This window comes from Filobacillus milosensis (genome assembly GCF_004402015.1).
In the GTDB taxonomy this organism is placed as follows: Bacteria; Bacillota; Bacilli; order Bacillales; family Alkalibacillaceae; genus Filobacillus; species Filobacillus milosensis.
Genome location: NZ_SOPW01000004.1, coordinates 106,354 through 122,706, shown reverse-complemented (window position 1 = coordinate 122,706; position 16,353 = coordinate 106,354). Strand labels below are relative to the sequence as shown.

The following is a 16,353-nucleotide window of genomic DNA, read 5'->3' as shown; positions in this document are numbered from 1 at the left end:
TTGAACATTGATTCTATTATAACTTCAATTCATCAAGCTAACCTGAAAAAACGATATGGGAAAGTTTATCGAAGCGTTGGCTTGCTTATAGAATCAAAAGGCCCGGAAGTAAATATTGGTGATGTTTGTTTTATTAGTAACAATAAACAGCTTAAAAAAATAAAAGCAGAAGTAGTCGGTTTTCAGAATGAACACGTGCTATTAATGCCTTATGAAACGACCAATCAAATTGGTCCAGGGTGTCTAGTTGAATCAACGAATCGTTCACTGACTGTTGGCGTAGGTAAATCTTTAATAGGTAAAGTTCTCAATGGATTAGGTGAACCGTTGGATGGTAGCGAATTACATAATGACTTAATTGAATTTGAAACAGATCGTCTACCACCTAACCCATTAAGCCGTCCACCTATAACTGAGCCGCTATCTACTGGAGTTAAGGCAATAGATAGCTGTATTACAGTCGGGCGCGGTCAAAGAATTGGTATTTTTGCTGGTAGTGGTGTTGGTAAAAGTACACTGCTAGGAATGTTAGCAAGAAATAGTGATGCAGATATAAATGTATTTGCATTATTAGGCGAACGTGGTCGAGAAGTTAGAGAGTTTATTGAACAAGAACTTGGTCAAGAAGGGCTTAAAAAATCTATTGTTGTAGTAGCTACATCTGACCAGCCAGCATTACAAAGGATTAAAGGTGCCTATACTGCTACTGCAATAAGTGAATATTTTAGAGACCAAGGTTATCAAGTCAATTTAATGATGGACTCATTAACAAGAATTGCTATGGCACAAAGAGAGATAGGCTTAGCTAGTGGAGAACCACCTACAACGAAAGGTTACACACCAAGTGTATTTGCTATGTTGCCGCAACTATTAGAACGAACTGGTACAGATGATAAAGGTAGTATAACAGCTTTTTATACAGTATTAGTTGATGGTGACGATATGGATGAACCAATTGCCGATGCAGTGAGAGGTTTGTTAGACGGTCATTTAGTTTTAGATCGATCATTGGCTGAAAAAGGCCAGTACCCAGCTATAAATGTATTAAAATCAGTTAGTCGATTAATGCAAAAAATTGTATCACAAGAACACTTACAAGCCAGCACCCGATTAAGAAACATGTTATCAATTTATGAAGAGAATAAGGAACTGATTCAAATAGGTGCCTATAAGAAAGGGTCATCTTCTCATATTGATGAGGCTATTCATTATCAACCTAAAATAATGGAATTCTTATATCAGTCCATAGATGACACTTCTCATTCAGATGAATCTATTAATCACTTAAAACAGTTAGTTGGTGACAGTTAATGAATCCTATTATTTCTTTAGAAAAATTGTTAGATATTAAAGAAAATGATTTGAATGAAGCTCATTCTCAATATAATCGCTCGATTGACCATTTTGAACAAATAGGAGAACAATTATATGACCTATTAAAGTTTAAAGAATCGATTGAATATCAATTGAATTCCATGGTGAAAGAACGTATTAAAGCTTCAAAACTATCATTATATAGTCAACAACTGGAAAATATTAAGCAGAAAGAAAATGAACTACAAATGAAAGTTCATCAAGCACGTTTAAATATGCAACAAAAAGAAAACCAATTAACTTTAGCTCATCAAGAAGTTAAGAAGCTTGAAAAAGTAATTAACAAAAGAAAAGCTGAGCAAAAAAACTTATATAGAAAACTAGAAAATCAATTTATGGATGAGATTTCTGTCCAACAATACGTTAGAGTAAATGGGTGATGAATATGGCAACTTTAAAGCAAGAAGCTAAACAAACTAATAAGTTTCAATGGATATTCTTTGCTGTTATTATCCCAATACTTTTTGCAATAACTCTTGCTTTAGTTATTTCAACTGTGGCAGGTATTAATCCATTTCAAAAAGCACAGGAAATTGGCAGTCAACTACCCATTATTTCTTCATTCGTTACTGATCCCGAAGAAGAAGAAAATGAAAAAGAAATAGCTGGTTACGAAGCTAAAATTAATGATCAAGAAGCTAGCATTGCTAATTTGGAGGCTGAAATATCTGCTAAAGATGAAGAAATAGAAAATTTGCAAGAACAAATTACAAGATATGAACAGTCTATTAAATCTTTGGAAGAGCAATCATTAAAAGAAGATGAAGCGATATCGAAATTATCCACATCTTTTTCAGAAATGGAAGCCACTAATGCTGCAGATATCCTTGTTGATATGAATCATGAACTTGCGGTTAAAGTGCTAATTGATATGCCTGGCGATATTCGTGGAGAAGTTCTAGCAGCCATGGATTCCGAAGAGGCAGCAATATTTTCTAATGCACTTTATCAAAATAATTAAACCTTTGTAAAACTTTGAAAGGGGGTGAAAAAATGAATATGGCGGTCGCTACTTTGTTAATGGGAAATGCTCAACAATTAACATCAGGTAAAAATCTTTCGCCCAATAAACCAGTTAACTCATTCCAGCAAATAATCAGTCAAGTAATGACAACTGAAGGCGAAAGTCAAACTGAATTATTATCACAACTGAAAGAATTATTGAATCTAGATTTACAGACACTTTTTAAATCATTAGAACAAGGTGTGAGTGAAGAAATACCTGAGAAATTGTCTCAACAGCTGGTTGAAAGGTTTAATGAATTAATTATTGAATTTGATGGTGATTTGAATAATTTGATGAAAGATACACTCACTCAAATTACTAGTGACTTTTCGGTGGTTGATTCCGAGGAGCAAACTGTTCAAGTTATTGGAGCGTTCATTCTTAATTCAATGACGCAATCAGATCAGAAGGTAAACCCTATTACAAAACCAGATGCATTAGTTCAGGGAGAAAGAGTGCTGTCAAAAATAGTCCAAATGATAAAGTCACCAACAGATTCTTCTAACCAACTACAAAATAATAAAATTCCATTAGATATTAAAATACCTGATGGTTGGTCTAAAAAATGGAATGAATTATTGACTAAACTTAATCAGCCAACAACAAAAACTCAAAGTCTGGAAATGAGTCTTGTTTCAAACCGTTTAGTAGATTCAATCAAGCAATTAGTCACAACACCTAAAGCTCGATTTGAATTAAATCAACTTAATTGGACTGACATATCGACCAATAAGAATCGAAGTCTTCAATCTCAGCCAGTATCAAGTATTGATCAGTCACAAATTAATGGTCAATTGACTAAACAAGAGCAGTTTATCATTCATATGACAAGGCCAGAGCAAAGTACTACATCAACTACTAATCAGAAGCAAATCATTGAACAATTACAAAAAATAATTCAATCGACAAGATTTACTCAGGTTGGTGCTCAAAAACAATTATCAATTCAGCTTAAACCTGCTAACCTAGGTGATATGATGCTTAAGTTTACTCAAATTGATGGTCAAATGGCAGTGAAAATTTCTGTAACAACACAAGCAGCTAAAGAAATGCTTGAGGGGAATTTACAACAATTAAGGCATATGTTCTCTCCGAACCAAGTTGTAGTTGAGAGGCAAGTTGATCAAACAAATACAGATTATACACAACAATTTACGGATAAAGATGAATCACAACAAGATCAAGATTCACAAGAACATGCACAAGACCAAACAGACTCAAATGAAGAACAATTAGAAAAATCATTTAGTGATTATTTATTTGAAGAGGAGGTGTAATACATGAAAGTAGACTCTTCACTATATTTATCAAATCAAAATCAAATGCGAGAAGGCAACTCGAAAATGGATAAAGATGCTTTCCTGAAGATTTTAATGACACAACTTACAAACCAAGACCCAATGGATCCAATGAAAGATAAAGATTTTGTAGCACAAATGGCTTCTTTTTCTCAGTTAGAACAAATCAGTAATATGTCTAGTAACTTTGAAAAACTGTTTAATCAACAAAATCAATCAAATTTTTTACAATATTCCAATTTGATTGGGAATCAAGTTAGTTATATTGTTGAACAAAATGGCGAAAGCAATAATGCTCAGTCAGAAGTGACGTCGGTAAAACGTGAAGGACAAGATATCTTTCTAACATTGAATAATGGCGACGTCGTAAATGCTAACAATGTCTATCAAGTTAATTTATCTCAATCAGACAAAGAGGTGACGGGTAATGAACAACAAGATTAACCCTATACATCATCAGCAATTACCACTAACACCTAAAACTAAACCAGTTAAGCAAAATAGTCCTGCTCAATCATTTAAAAGCTTTTTAGATACAGCTAATCAACAGGTTAAAATCAGCAACCATGCACAAAAAAGGTTAGATGAAAGAAATATTCAAATTCAAGATTCAAAGTGGAATCAAATAAGCGAAAAAATGACTGAAGCGAAGAAAAAAGGTGTAACTGACTCAGTAATAGTGCTTAAAGATGCGGTGCTTGTGGCAAGTACGAAAAATAATACTATTATCACTGCAATGGATCGCAATGAAGCACAGAGTCAATTAGTGACAAACATAAACGGAACCATAATATTGCAAGATTAAGGCTGGACCGTATGGAGGCCTAAGTACTGTTGACCGATTGATACAGTACAACAAGTTCTGAGAGGAGAATGATGTTATATGTTACGTTCAATGTATACAGGTATTTCTGGAATGAGAGGATTTCAATCAAAATTAGATGTGGTATCAAACAATATTGCAAACGTTAATACATTTGGTTATAAAAAAGGGCGTTTAACTTTTTCAGATTTAATGAGTCAGACTATGCAAGGTGCAACGGGGCCAATTCAGGATGCAGGAGGCGACCCTATTCTTGGTGGTCAAAACCCTATGCAAGTCGGTTTGGGAACTTCAACAGGTAGTATTGATATGATTCATACACAAGGTAATCGCCAAACAACTAATAGACCTTTAGACCTTGCAATTGAAGGTGATGGTATGTTCGTCGTCGCTGAAAAAACAAGTTCTAATGGTGGCGATGATTCAATTGAATTAGATAATGATGATGTGAGTTTTACACGTGCAGGTAACTTTTATTTAGATAATGACGGCTATATTGTGAATGCCAATGGCCAATATTTAGTTGGAGAGTACGATTTACAAATAGATAGTACAACTAATAATGCGGATAATTTAGGTGACTTAGATGGTGATACAGGTCGTATCAAGATTCCAGAAGGTGCTCAGAGCTTTAGCGTTGGTGCTGATGGTTCTGTAAATTATGTCGATGCTGGTGGTCAAGCTAAGGTTGCAGGTCAAGTATTACTAGCTAACTTCTCTAACTCAGAAGGTTTAGAAAAAGCTGGTGGAAACCTTTATAAACTAACAAATAATGCTGGTGTTGTGACTGATGGTGATGATGATTTTGATACTATAGCAGACTTAAACGCTCCAGGAACAAATGGTGTTGGAGGAATATTTGCAGGTGCCCTTGAGATGTCTAATGTTGACCTAGCAGAAGAATTTACTGAAATGATTACTGCACAACGTGGTTTCCAAGCAAATACTAGAATTATTACAACATCAGATGAAATCCTTCAAGAATTAGTTAATCTAAAACGATAATAAGGGAGGTATAGGGGCTGAACGATCAGCCCCTAGCCTAATATGATAAATGTCACACGTTTAGATAATCAAAAATATATTGTAAATGCACTTTATATTGAAAAGATAGAATCGTTACCTGATACCACCATTACTTTAACTAATGGTAAGAAGCATTTTGTGAAGGAATCAGCATCAGAAGTCATGCAATTAGTGGATGAGTTCTATCAAAAAATAGGAATCGTAGATCTCGCAAGGAAAGAAGTGATGGATGATGAGTAAACCTATAAAAATTATGATGACTACAATCATCGCACTAACGCTAGTTGGAGTTGTAGCAATTATTGTTCTCTTATACACGGATGATTCTACAAATGAAGCGAGTGAGCCAACTATTGATGAAAAAGTTGAAAATTCTTTTTTGACAGAAGAAATAACAACTGATTTAGCTGACAATAATTTTGTCAGAATTCAATTCCGTATTGTAACTGACAGTAAAGCAGCTAGTGAATATTTACAAAAGGGAGAAAGTTTTCAACTAAATAATGTAATTATTAAAGCTTTAACAGTTAAAGAGTCAGATGATTTTAGGTCAGGCCTTGATCAGATTGAGGAGAACATAAAAATGAAATTAAATCAGATATTAGATGAAGGTTTAGTTACTGGAGTTTTTGTAACAGATAAAGTATTACAGTAGAGTTTAGGCTCTCTCCATGATGGAGGTGAAGAAAGTGTCAGAAGATGTTCTTTCCCAAGGGGAAATAGATGCCTTGTTATCAGCAATTTCCAGCGGTGAAATGGATGCTGATGAATTAAAACAAGAAGAGACAGAACAAAAAGTTAGAGTTTACGATTTTAAACGAGCTTTAAGGTTTTCGAAAGATCAAATTAGAGGTCTGACAAGGATTCATGAGAATTTTGCTAGACTATTCACCTCTTTTCTTGCAGCTCAATTAAGAACATTTGTAAATGTATCATTGGTATCTGTTGAACAAATTCCTTATGAAGAATTTATTCGATCTGTGCCACAACGAACAGTTCTTAATGTATTCTCAGTTGCTCCGCTTGAAGGGAGATTATTGTTTGAGGTCAATCCCAATATAGCTTATGCCATCCTTGATCGAACTCTAGGTGGTAAAGGGGCTGGAATGAACAAAGTAGAAAATTTAACAGAGATTGAAACGAGAATAATGAGTAGAAGTTTTGAACGTTCTATGGAAACTTTGGAAGAAGCTTGGTCATCAATGGTGGAAATCGATATGGCACTTGAAGAACTAGAGGTGAATCCTCAATTTGTGCAACTCGTATCTCCTAATGAAACGGTTATTGTAATTACCTTGAATACAACAATCGGCGATACAACTGGTATGATTAACATTTGTATTCCACACATAGTCTTAGAGCCTATTATATCTAAATTGTCTATGCACTATTGGATGCAAAATCAAGTATCTGAAGTTAAACCAGAGCATTATGAGAATTTAAGTAAAAATATTAAGAGTGTTGAAGTTGAAGCGAAAGTTTTGTTAGGTGAATCAGCCATTTCCATCGAAGAATTTTTAAATCTATCAAACAATGATGTTATATCATTAAATCAGAAAATAGATGAACCACTCTTATTAAAAGCTAATGAAGAACCAAAGTTTTATGTGCAACCTGGTAAAAAGAAAAAGAACTTAGCTGTTCAAATTATTGAAGAATATAGGGGGGAAGACGATGAATAAGGATGATATGTTGTCCCAAGAAGAGATTGACGCTCTATTAAATGGACAAGGTGATGATGAACAAAATGATAATGAGTCAGCAACTGAACCAACACAGCAAAATCAGACAAAGCAGCCCCCGATGGATGAGTCTTTATCATCTGTTGAAATTGATGCTATTGGAGAATTAGGGAATATTTCTTTTGGCAGTTCAGCTACAACATTATCAACTCTGTTAAATCAAAAAGTAGAAATTACGACTCCTACAGTAGGAGTGGTTGGTAATCAAGAGTTAATCGATGAATTTCCCTCACCGCATGTTGCTGTGATTGTTGATTATACTGCAGGTTTTAAAGGGAAGAATCTATTCATTATTAAAAGTTATGATGCAGCCATCATTGCTGATTTAATGTTAGGTGGAGATGGAACTAACCCAAATGATGAGTTAGGTGAAATCCAATTAAGTGCTGTTCAAGAAGCAATGAACCAAATGATGGGTTCTGCTGCAACAAGTATGTCATCAGTATTCGATAAGAAAGTAGATATTTCACCGCCTCAGACTTTAGTCATTGACGTGAAAACGGGAGAAGGAATGGATTATGTTCCTAATGAAGATGAATTTGTAAAGGTATCATTTCAACTTAAGGTAGGGGAATTGATTGATTCTAATATTATGCAATTGATGCCTTTAGAGTTTTCTAAAGAATATGTTGATCAATTATTAAAGTTAAATGAAGTTGAGGAACAAGAAAAACAACCAGAACAACAACCAGCTGTAGATCAACAACCACAAGGCAAACATGAAGTTACAAATGAATCACCATCTCAACATAATGTTCAGCAACAACATCAACAACCTAATCAGTCTTTAGGTACAAACACAAACAAAACGATGATTGATTCGGTTGAATCGGCTCAATTTTCAAGTTTTGATGATGCACCTCAAGTAACATCATCTGAACAAAGAAACCTGGATCTTTTAATGGATATTCCTTTAAATATTTCTGTTGAGCTTGGTAGAACTAAGAAGTCTATTAAAGAAATTTTAGAGTTAAATACTGGATCGATTCTTGAGTTAGATAAGCTTGCTGGTGAGCCTGTAGATATACTTATTAATAACCAGCTAATTGCTAAAGGTGAAGTAGTTGTTATTGATGAAAACTTTGGTGTTAGAGTGACAGATATTTTAAACAAGTCAGACCGATTAAAGAAATTAAGATAAATTAAGGGGGATTCATAATGGGAGAGAAAATTTTAGTAGTAGATGATGCAGCATTTATGCGTATGATGATCAAGGATATTCTGGAAAAAAACGGTTTTGAGGTTGTTGGGGAAGCTGAAGATGGCCAACAAGCTGTAGAAAAATATCAAGAATTAAACCCTGATCTAGTAACATTAGATATTACGATGCCAGAAAAAGATGGTATTACGGCTTTAAAAGAAATAGTTGGACAAGACCCAAGTGCAAAAGTGGTTATGTGTTCAGCAATGGGACAACAAGCAATGGTAATTGACGCGATTCAAGCTGGTGCTAAAGATTTTATTGTTAAGCCGTTTCAAGCAGATCGTGTTATTGAAGCGATTAAAAAAGTACTAGAATAATAGGGTAGTTAGGTAGGTTCGCATGAAGACATCTATAAGATTAATAGGTATGGCCATTTTAACAACTGTATATCTTTTAGCTAGTGTGACGATTGTTTCAGCTGATAATCATGATAACCAAAGTGTTGAAGAAAAATGGGGTGACAAAGACTCAAGTGAAAATGAACAACCTCAACCAAACTTAAATAACAATGCTGGTAATGAAGGTGAACTACAATCTAGTGAAATTGGACAAAGTAATAGTTCCCTTTTCATCGACTTTATAAAGATGTTAATCGCTTTGGTTTTCGTATTGGCTTTAATATATTTCTTGCTGAGATTTATCCAAAAAAGGAGTAAGATCTATCAACAAAGCAGGTCCCTTGAAAATATTGGTGGTCTTTCCCTTGGCTCTAATAAATCTGTTCAGATAATTCGGGTTGGGAACCAGTATTACCTTTTAGGGGTAGGAGAAGATATTCAATTGTTAACTGAAATTGAAGACACAAACACGATTGAAGATATAAATTCATATAATAATTCTGGTCAAGAAAGCTTGTCTTTTCAAAAAGTTATGAATCAGTTTAAAAGGCGTGATCATAATCCTTATCAAGAAAAGGAAACTAAGCGCCAGTTTCAAACGGAGCTGCAATCAATGAAAAATACTCGTGAGAGATTGATGAAACGTTATCAGGAAAGAAACGAGGATTCTCATGACTGATTTTGTTAATATATTTTCAGAAAATGATCCTGCTAATATTTCAACAGCTTTACAGTTATTAATCTTAATCACGATATTAACATTAGCTCCGAGTATTTTAATCTTAATGACCAGTTTTACTAGGATTGTCATCGTATTAGGGTTCGTGCGTACATCTTTAGCAACACAACAAATGCCACCTAACCAGATATTAGTTGCATTAGCTTTGTTTTTAACATTTTTTATTATGGCACCTACATTCCAAGAAGTTTATGATGAGGCATTAGATCCAATGTTTAATGAAGAGATTACTTTGGATGAAGCATATGATCGGGCGAGCTTACCTTTTAAGGAATTTATGTCTAAACATACAAGGGCCAAAGATCTTCAATTGTTTCTTGACTATTCAGGGGCTGAGCAGCCGCAATCAATTCAAGATATTCCTTTAACATCATTAATACCTGCGTTTGCGATAAGTGAATTGAAAACGGCCTTTCAAATGGGCTTTATGATATTTATTCCTTTTTTAGTGATTGATATGGCCGTGGCAAGTGTATTAATGTCCATGGGTATGATGATGTTACCGCCGGTTATGATTTCTTTACCATTTAAAATATTATTATTTGTCATCGTAGATGGATGGTATCTAATTACCCATTCTGTGCTGGAAAGTTTTTTATAGAAAGTTGGTATAACCATGAGTGCAGATACAGTCATAGCTTTAGCCGAACAAGGCATCTATACCATTTTGATAGTTGTTGGGCCCATATTACTTCTCGCACTCGCGGTTGGTCTAATCGTCAGTATTTTTCAGGCCACAACACAAATTCAAGAGCAGACGCTGGCTTTTATTCCTAAGATTGTTGCTGTCTTTGTTGGTATAGTTTTTTTGGGACCTTGGATGCTTCAAAGGATGATCGAATTTACTATAAATATATTTAATAATATAAGTCGAATAGTGGGTTAAATATGCTAGAAACTATAGATTTAGCGCGACTACCAGGAATTCTACTGATTTTTGCTAGATTGTCTGGATTTTTCATGATGGTACCTTTCTTTTCGTATCGATCAATTCCTATGACGCATCGGGTACTTTTTGTAGTACTTCTAACTTGGGTGATGTATTTTGCAGTAGATATTCCTGTTTTCGTGTTTGATGGATATTTCATTATTTTAATACTTAAAGAGGTTACGATAGGTTTATTACTAGGTCTAATCGCATACATCATTATCTCTGCAGTGCAGATTGCCGGGGGGTTTATTGACTTTCAAATGGGCTTTGCTATTGCGAATATTGTAGATCCACAAACAGGGATTCAAAGTCCAATTATCGGTCAGTATTTTTATACTTTTACACTTCTCCTATTAGTTAGTACAGATGCCCATCACTTATTATTAGATGGTATTTATTATAGTTATGAATTTATTGGGATGAATGAGCTGATTAATATTTCGGACCAATCATTTGTAGATTTTGCAATTAACACCTTTGGAACTATGTTTGTTATTGCATTCCAAATGTCGATTCCTATTGTAGGCATGTTATTTTTAGTTGATGTTGCACTCGGTATGATTGCAAGAGCAGTACCACAGGTTAATGTTTTTGTTGTAGGTTTACCACTAAAGATTTTTGTTAGTTTTGCTGTATTATTAATCTTTTTCAGCTTCTTTTTTGCATTAATTACAAATTTATTTGAGTTTATGATAGTGGCGATGAGAGATTTAATGAGAGTTATGGGAGGGGCGTAATGTGGAACTATTACGCTTAGATCTACAATTTTTCAATCAAGAAAAAACAGAAAAAGCAACCCCTAAGAAACGACAGGACTCGAGAAAGAAAGGTCAGGTCGCTAAGAGTCAGGATATAAATACGGCTGTTATGTTGTTTTTTATATTTGTGTTCTTAATTGTGTTTGGATCTTTTATGGGTGAAACATTAACTGGTATGTATACATATAGTTTTACAGAGTTTATTCATTGGGAATTAACAGCTGCTAATATTGAATCATTATTATTCCAAATGACTATTGAAGCAGTAAAAGTAGTCTTACCAATTATGGGTGTTGCAATGGTTGCAGCTTTTTTATCTAATTATATTCAAATTGGCTTTCTATTCTCTGGTGAAGCTATTAAATTTGATCTTAAAAAGATGGATCCCATTAAAGGGATTAAGAGAATTTTCTCGGCTAGGGCCATTGTTGAGTTGCTAAAATCATTATTTAAGATTGTTTCCATAGGTACGATTTGTTTCATGGTTATTTGGATTAATAAAGATGAAATGATGCTTCTTTCTATGAAAAGCTTAAATGAATCTATTAAATTTTTCGGTGAATTAACAATTTGGATGGGTGTTTCTTCATCTTTAGTCTTGATGTTTTTAGCTATACCAGATTACATTTATCAGCGATATGATTATGAAAAAAATATTAGAATGTCAAAACAAGATGTAAAAGATGAACATAAAAACATTGAAGGTGACCCATTAATTAAGTCGAGAATGAAAGAACGTCAAAGACAAATGGCGCAGCAACGCATGATGAGTGAAGTTCCTGAAGCAGATGTTGTCATTACAAACCCTACTCATTACGCAATCGCTATTAAATACGATGATGAGAAATCAGAGGCACCTTATGTGGTCGCAAAGGGTGTGGATTATATCGCTTTGAAGATTAAAGAAATTGCTAAAGCCAACGAAGTAATGACTGTGGAAAATCGTTGGTTAGCTAGAAGTCTTTATCAATCGGTAGAAATAGATGATGAAATACCAGAAGATTTTTACCAAGCAGTAGCTGAAGTGTTAGCTTATGTTTACAGTCTCCAACGTAAAGCTTAGTGAACGAAATGAGGTATTTTTATGTCAGCAAGAGACTTGTCTGTATTAATAGGTGTCATAATGATTGTCGTTATGTTAGTTATTCCTCTTCCGGGAGGTCTATTAAGCTTGCTTATTTTAACTAACATATCACTTGCTTTAATAGTTATATTAGTTGCTATGAATACACAAGAACCTTTAGATTTTGCTATTTTTCCTTCTTTATTATTACTATTAACTTTATTTCGATTAGGGTTAAACGTATCAACTACACGTTCAATTTTATCAGAAGCTGATGCTGGTGGAGTTGTTGACACATTCGGTAATTTTGTGACTGGTGGAGATCCACTTGTTGGTTTTGTTATTTTTATCATTTTAGTTGTTATACAATTTATTGTTATTACAAAAGGAGCGGAACGTGTATCCGAAGTGGCCGCTCGTTTTACATTAGATGCGATGCCTGGTAAGCAGATGAGTATTGATGCTGATTTAAACGCAGGTCTTATTACAGAACAACAAGCTAAAGACCGACGTGAAAAAATAGAGAATGAAGCAGATTTTTACGGAGCTATGGATGGTGCAAGCAAATTCGTTAAAGGTGATGCTATAGCTGGTATCGTAATAGTCATAATTAATATTATTTTTGGTTTTATTATCGGAATGACACAGTTTGGATATTCATTCTCTGAAACGGTCAACGTCTTTATGCGTTTAACAGTAGGTGACGGTTTAGTTTCACAAATTCCTGCGTTATTAATTGCTACGGCCACGGGTATTATTGTTACTCGTGTAGCTGCTGAAGGAAACCTTTCTTATGATGTGACAGCTCAGCTATTCCGTTATCCAAAACTTCTTTATGTCGCAGCTGGTACGATCTTTTTGCTTGGTTTCACACCGATTAATTTTGGCTTAACCACTTCAATAGCTGCTGTTCTAGGAGTAGGAGGATTTTATCTAGATACTGCTAAACAACGACAGAATGAAGTTGAAGAATTTGTCGATGAAGAAGAGGAAGTATCAGAAGAAATGTCTTCTCCTGAAAGTGTCGTTCAACTTCTAAATACAGACCCAATCGAGTTTGAATTTGGATATGCACTAATCCCTATTGCAGATTCTAATCAGGGTGGAGATTTATTAGATCGAATTGTCATGATTAGGCGACAACTGGCATTAGAATTAGGTGTTGTGATACCCGTAGTTCGAATTCGTGACAATATTCAATTAAATCCTAATGAATATCAATTAAAAATTAAAGGGAACGAAGTCGCCAAAGGGGAACTTTATTTAAATCATTACTTAGCTATGAGTCCAGACATTGAAGATGATTCGATAGACGGTATAGATACGGTAGAGCCAGCATTTGGACTACCGGCCAAGTGGATTAATGAAGACATGAAAGATGAAGCGGAATTATCTGGTTACACTGTTGTTGATCCTCCTTCGGTCGTATCTACCCATATTACTGAGGTTATTAAAAAACACGCTAGTCAATTATTGGGTAGAGAAGAAACTAAACAGCTCATTGATCACTTAAAAGAAACTCATCCAATTTTAGTCGAAGAAGTAACACCAGAGCCATTACCAACAGGAGATATCCAAAAAATCTTAGGTAAACTATTAGATGAACAAATACCGATTAGAAACTTACCAGTCATTTTTGAAACGCTAGCCGATTATGGAAAAATGACGAACGACACAGATTTATTGGCTGAATACAGTCGTCAATCTCTATCTGTTCAAATAACAAGACAATATTTAAATGAAGAAAATTTCATTAAAGTTGTTACCATATCTCCAAACATTGAAAAGTTAATTGTAGATCATGTCCAACAAACTGAACATGGAAATTTCTTAAATCTTGATCCGGATAATCAACAGAGAATTATAGAAGCTGTTAATGAAGAAGTGAATAAAGCATTCGTAAAAGATTCTACTTCCATTATCCTTTGCTCACCAGCTGTTAGAATGTATGTTAAACACCTTATATCAAGGTATTTGCCAGATGTAGTTGTGTTATCATATAACGAATTAGAACCTGATGCAGACGTAGAAAGTGCCGGGGTGGTGAACATTACATGAAGGTAAAAAAATATACAGCTCCGACAATGCCTGAAGCTATGAAGGTTGTCAGAAATGAATTAGGGCAGTCAGCCGTCATATTAAATTCAAGGGAACAAAAAACAAAAGGATTTCTTGGATTCTTTCGAAAAAAATATATTGAGGTATTTGCTGCTGTAGATCCTAACCCTATAATGAGTCATAAAAAGGCTAGTAACAAAGTAGACAGAATCTATCAAAAGCCAAAGCAAGAAGAGGATCGCAGTTTAAATGATGAAATCTTAAAAGAAATTAATCAGTTAAAAACTCAAGTTAATCAACAAAAAACAAACAAAAATGTATTGCCTGACCCAATACAAGTCATATATAAGCACTTAGAGGAGCAGGAAATAAATAAAGACGAAATAGATGAAATGTTGCCTTTTTTATTAGAAAAGTATTATTCTAATGACAAAAATGACGATAAACAACTTAAGAGGTACGTTAAACAGTATCTTTTAGAAAAGATGGATTCTGCATTTGCTCACCATAAACACCATGCTAAATTTATCTATTTGTTTGGTCCGACCGGGGTAGGTAAAACAACCACAATCGCTAAGTTAGCAGCTTTATCTTCGATTACAGATGATAAAAAAATTGCTTTTATTACATTAGATACTTACAGAATTGCAGCAATCGATCAATTAAAAACTTATGCAAAGATACTCAACGTTCCAATAGAAGTCGCGTACAATAAAGATGATTTTAAAAAAGCTAAAGATAGATTTAAAGATTATGATGTCATTTTTATTGATTCAGCTGGACGAAATTTTCGTAAGGACGAATATATTAACCAAGTTAAAGATTTTGTAGAATTTAGTGAAAACGAAGAAATTTATTGTGTACTTTCCTTAACATCCAAATCTAAGGATTTAGAAGATATTTTTACAAGGTTTAATCAGCTAAATGTCAATCGGGTTATATTTACAAAAGCTGATGAAACATCCCAATATGGTGCTATTTTTAATTTGTGGAATAAACACAAATTTAAGATATCTTATGTAACTTATGGACAAAGTGTACCAGATGACATCCAAGAAGCATCACCTGAGCTAATCGTAGATTTGTTAGTAGGTGAAAAGCAATGGTAAAGGATCAAGCTTATGAGTTAAGAAAACAAATTACACAAGAAGAACCATCAGCCGAAGAGAATCAAGCTCATACAATCGCTGTATTCAGCGGAAAAGGTGGTGTGGGTAAATCTAGTTTCGCTTTAAATTTTTCTATTTGTTTGAGTAAACAAGGCAAAAAAGTTTTAATTTTTGATTTAGATATTGGTATGGGGAACATTGATATATTGTTAGGAATGTATCCAAAATATACATTGTCTTCAATGTTAGATGAGAGATTAGAAATAGAGGATATCATTGAACAAGGGCCCTCCAATTTATCTTATATTGCAGCTGGAACTGGACTATCTGATTTCTTTCATCTTAATGTAGAACGATTCGATTATTTTCTTGAGCAATTAGAATTAGTCGCAAACACCTATGATTACATTATTTTTGATTTAGGGGCTGGAATGTCTGAAGAACATATGGCGTTTATTTCTGCTGCAGATGAATGCTTTGTTGTTACAACTACTGAACCTACTTCTATTACAGATGCCTATGCAGCTATTAAACACCTCGTAATAGAACGACCGAACGTTAATATATCATTAATGGTTAATCGAGTAACTGGGTCAAATGAATCAATCTTAGTGTATAATAGGTTACAAGCTGCGGTCCGGAACTTTTTATCCTATGAATTGAAATTACTAGGAAGCTTGCCGGATGATTCAAGTGTCATTAAAGCTGTTAAAGAACAAACACCATATTATGTGATGGACAACCGTTCTAGAGTAAGTAAAATGATGGCTAAACTTGTGTTAGACTATTTGAAAACGATGAATGAAACACCACAATTCGAATCACACAACGAACTCAAATTTATAAGCAAACTAAAGTCATTATTTAATAGAAAGGTAGATTAA

The 16,353-nt window shown here is 34.2% G+C and carries 20 protein-coding genes; all 20 read left to right on the top strand.

All coding sequences use genetic code 11. The features are described 5' to 3' along the window. The 20 genes from fliI to E3U55_RS05080 all read left to right on the top strand — a co-directional run bounded on the left by fliI (window position 1) and on the right by E3U55_RS05080 (window position 16,353). Window positions 1-1,311 carry a flagellar protein export ATPase FliI gene (gene fliI, locus E3U55_RS05175; RefSeq protein WP_134339286.1) on the top strand — a complete coding sequence of 437 codons (1,311 nt, stop codon included), beginning with the start codon at window positions 1-3 and terminating at the stop codon, window positions 1,309-1,311. Further along, the gene (gene fliJ, locus E3U55_RS05170) at window positions 1,311-1,754 is read left to right on the top strand and encodes a flagellar export protein FliJ (protein WP_134339285.1); all 444 of its coding nucleotides are present in this window, start codon (window positions 1,311-1,313) and stop codon (window positions 1,752-1,754) included. The genes fliI and fliJ overlap by 1 nt, the downstream gene beginning before the upstream one ends. A gap of 5 nt (window positions 1,755-1,759) precedes the next feature. Continuing rightward, complete coding sequence (locus E3U55_RS05165) at window positions 1,760-2,335, top strand: MotE family protein (protein ID WP_134339284.1); 576 nt, start codon at window positions 1,760-1,762, stop codon at window positions 2,333-2,335. Window positions 2,336-2,367: 32 nt separating this feature from the next. Next, window positions 2,368-3,657, top strand: coding sequence for a flagellar hook-length control protein FliK (locus E3U55_RS05160; protein WP_134339283.1), 1,290 nt, complete (start codon window positions 2,368-2,370; stop codon window positions 3,655-3,657). Window positions 3,658-3,660: 3 nt separating this feature from the next. Next, window positions 3,661-4,122, top strand: coding sequence for a flagellar hook assembly protein FlgD (gene flgD / locus E3U55_RS05155; RefSeq protein WP_134339282.1), 462 nt, complete (start codon window positions 3,661-3,663; stop codon window positions 4,120-4,122). Next, a complete protein-coding gene (locus tag E3U55_RS05150; protein ID WP_134339281.1) occupies window positions 4,106-4,483 on the top strand; it encodes a TIGR02530 family flagellar biosynthesis protein in 378 nt (125 codons plus the stop codon). The genes flgD and E3U55_RS05150 overlap by 17 nt, the downstream gene beginning before the upstream one ends. A gap of 78 nt (window positions 4,484-4,561) precedes the next feature. Next, window positions 4,562-5,506, top strand: coding sequence for a flagellar basal body rod protein FlgG (gene flgG, locus E3U55_RS05145; protein WP_134339280.1), 945 nt, complete (start codon window positions 4,562-4,564; stop codon window positions 5,504-5,506). A 42-nt stretch (window positions 5,507-5,548) separates the two neighbouring features. Then, on the top strand, window positions 5,549-5,767 hold the full coding sequence (locus E3U55_RS05140) for a flagellar FlbD family protein (RefSeq protein ID WP_134339279.1): 219 nt from the start codon (window positions 5,549-5,551) through the stop codon (window positions 5,765-5,767). After that, entirely contained in the window at window positions 5,760-6,182 is a 423-nt protein-coding gene (locus E3U55_RS05135; RefSeq protein ID WP_194840823.1) for a flagellar basal body-associated FliL family protein, read from the top strand. Before E3U55_RS05140 ends, E3U55_RS05135 begins: the two co-directional genes overlap by 8 nt. 34 nt (window positions 6,183-6,216) lie before the next feature. After that, entirely contained in the window at window positions 6,217-7,209 is a 993-nt protein-coding gene (fliM, locus tag E3U55_RS05130; RefSeq protein WP_134339277.1) for a flagellar motor switch protein FliM, read from the top strand. After that, entirely contained in the window at window positions 7,202-8,410 is a 1,209-nt protein-coding gene (gene fliY, locus E3U55_RS05125) for a flagellar motor switch phosphatase FliY (protein ID WP_134339276.1), read from the top strand. Before fliM ends, fliY begins: the two co-directional genes overlap by 8 nt. A 17-nt stretch (window positions 8,411-8,427) precedes the next feature. Continuing rightward, window positions 8,428-8,790: a response regulator gene (locus E3U55_RS05120; RefSeq protein ID WP_134339275.1), complete on the top strand. Its 363-nt coding sequence runs from the start codon at window positions 8,428-8,430 to the stop codon at window positions 8,788-8,790. Window positions 8,791-8,812: 22 nt separating this feature from the next. Further along, entirely contained in the window at window positions 8,813-9,490 is a 678-nt protein-coding gene (fliO, locus tag E3U55_RS05115) for a flagellar biosynthetic protein FliO (RefSeq protein ID WP_134339274.1), read from the top strand. Further along, window positions 9,483-10,151 (top strand): flagellar type III secretion system pore protein FliP, encoded by a 669-nt coding sequence (gene fliP, locus E3U55_RS05110; RefSeq protein WP_134339273.1) that lies wholly within the window; start codon window positions 9,483-9,485, stop codon window positions 10,149-10,151. The genes fliO and fliP overlap by 8 nt, the downstream gene beginning before the upstream one ends. Window positions 10,152-10,166: 15 nt before the next feature. Continuing rightward, a complete protein-coding gene (fliQ, locus tag E3U55_RS05105; RefSeq protein ID WP_134339272.1) occupies window positions 10,167-10,436 on the top strand; it encodes a flagellar biosynthesis protein FliQ in 270 nt (89 codons plus the stop codon). A 2-nt stretch (window positions 10,437-10,438) separates the two neighbouring features. Further along, window positions 10,439-11,218 carry a flagellar biosynthetic protein FliR gene (fliR, locus tag E3U55_RS05100; RefSeq protein ID WP_134339271.1) on the top strand — a complete coding sequence of 260 codons (780 nt, stop codon included), beginning with the start codon at window positions 10,439-10,441 and terminating at the stop codon, window positions 11,216-11,218. A gap of 1 nt (window position 11,219) precedes the next feature. Continuing rightward, complete coding sequence (flhB, locus tag E3U55_RS05095; protein ID WP_134339270.1) at window positions 11,220-12,302, top strand: flagellar biosynthesis protein FlhB; 1,083 nt, start codon at window positions 11,220-11,222, stop codon at window positions 12,300-12,302. A gap of 21 nt (window positions 12,303-12,323) precedes the next feature. After that, the gene (gene flhA / locus E3U55_RS05090) at window positions 12,324-14,360 is read left to right on the top strand and encodes a flagellar biosynthesis protein FlhA (RefSeq protein WP_134339269.1); all 2,037 of its coding nucleotides are present in this window, start codon (window positions 12,324-12,326) and stop codon (window positions 14,358-14,360) included. Further along, window positions 14,357-15,469, top strand: a complete 1,113-nt coding sequence (gene flhF / locus E3U55_RS05085) for a flagellar biosynthesis protein FlhF (protein ID WP_134339268.1) — start codon at window positions 14,357-14,359, stop codon at window positions 15,467-15,469. The genes flhA and flhF overlap by 4 nt, the downstream gene beginning before the upstream one ends. Next, window positions 15,463-16,353: a MinD/ParA family protein gene (locus E3U55_RS05080; RefSeq protein ID WP_134339267.1), complete on the top strand. Its 891-nt coding sequence runs from the start codon at window positions 15,463-15,465 to the stop codon at window positions 16,351-16,353. Before flhF ends, E3U55_RS05080 begins: the two co-directional genes overlap by 7 nt.

Coding starts and splice junctions, on each gene's coding strand:
- fliJ (WP_134339285.1), top strand. CDS start 1,311: ATGAATCCTATTATTTCTTTAGAAAAATTGTTAGATATTAAAGAAAAT.
- E3U55_RS05165 (WP_134339284.1), top strand. CDS start 1,760: ATGGCAACTTTAAAGCAAGAAGCTAAACAAACTAATAAGTTTCAATGG.
- E3U55_RS05160 (WP_134339283.1), top strand. CDS start 2,368: ATGAATATGGCGGTCGCTACTTTGTTAATGGGAAATGCTCAACAATTA.
- flgD (WP_134339282.1), top strand. CDS start 3,661: ATGAAAGTAGACTCTTCACTATATTTATCAAATCAAAATCAAATGCGA.
- E3U55_RS05150 (WP_134339281.1), top strand. CDS start 4,106: ATGAACAACAAGATTAACCCTATACATCATCAGCAATTACCACTAACA.
- flgG (WP_134339280.1), top strand. CDS start 4,562: ATGTTACGTTCAATGTATACAGGTATTTCTGGAATGAGAGGATTTCAA.
- E3U55_RS05140 (WP_134339279.1), top strand. CDS start 5,549: ATGATAAATGTCACACGTTTAGATAATCAAAAATATATTGTAAATGCA.
- E3U55_RS05135 (WP_194840823.1), top strand. CDS start 5,760: ATGAGTAAACCTATAAAAATTATGATGACTACAATCATCGCACTAACG.
- fliY (WP_134339276.1), top strand. CDS start 7,202: ATGAATAAGGATGATATGTTGTCCCAAGAAGAGATTGACGCTCTATTA.
- E3U55_RS05120 (WP_134339275.1), top strand. CDS start 8,428: ATGGGAGAGAAAATTTTAGTAGTAGATGATGCAGCATTTATGCGTATG.
- fliO (WP_134339274.1), top strand. CDS start 8,813: ATGAAGACATCTATAAGATTAATAGGTATGGCCATTTTAACAACTGTA.
- fliP (WP_134339273.1), top strand. CDS start 9,483: ATGACTGATTTTGTTAATATATTTTCAGAAAATGATCCTGCTAATATT.
- fliQ (WP_134339272.1), top strand. CDS start 10,167: ATGAGTGCAGATACAGTCATAGCTTTAGCCGAACAAGGCATCTATACC.
- fliR (WP_134339271.1), top strand. CDS start 10,439: ATGCTAGAAACTATAGATTTAGCGCGACTACCAGGAATTCTACTGATT.
- flhA (WP_134339269.1), top strand. CDS start 12,324: ATGTCAGCAAGAGACTTGTCTGTATTAATAGGTGTCATAATGATTGTC.
- flhF (WP_134339268.1), top strand. CDS start 14,357: ATGAAGGTAAAAAAATATACAGCTCCGACAATGCCTGAAGCTATGAAG.
- E3U55_RS05080 (WP_134339267.1), top strand. CDS start 15,463: ATGGTAAAGGATCAAGCTTATGAGTTAAGAAAACAAATTACACAAGAA.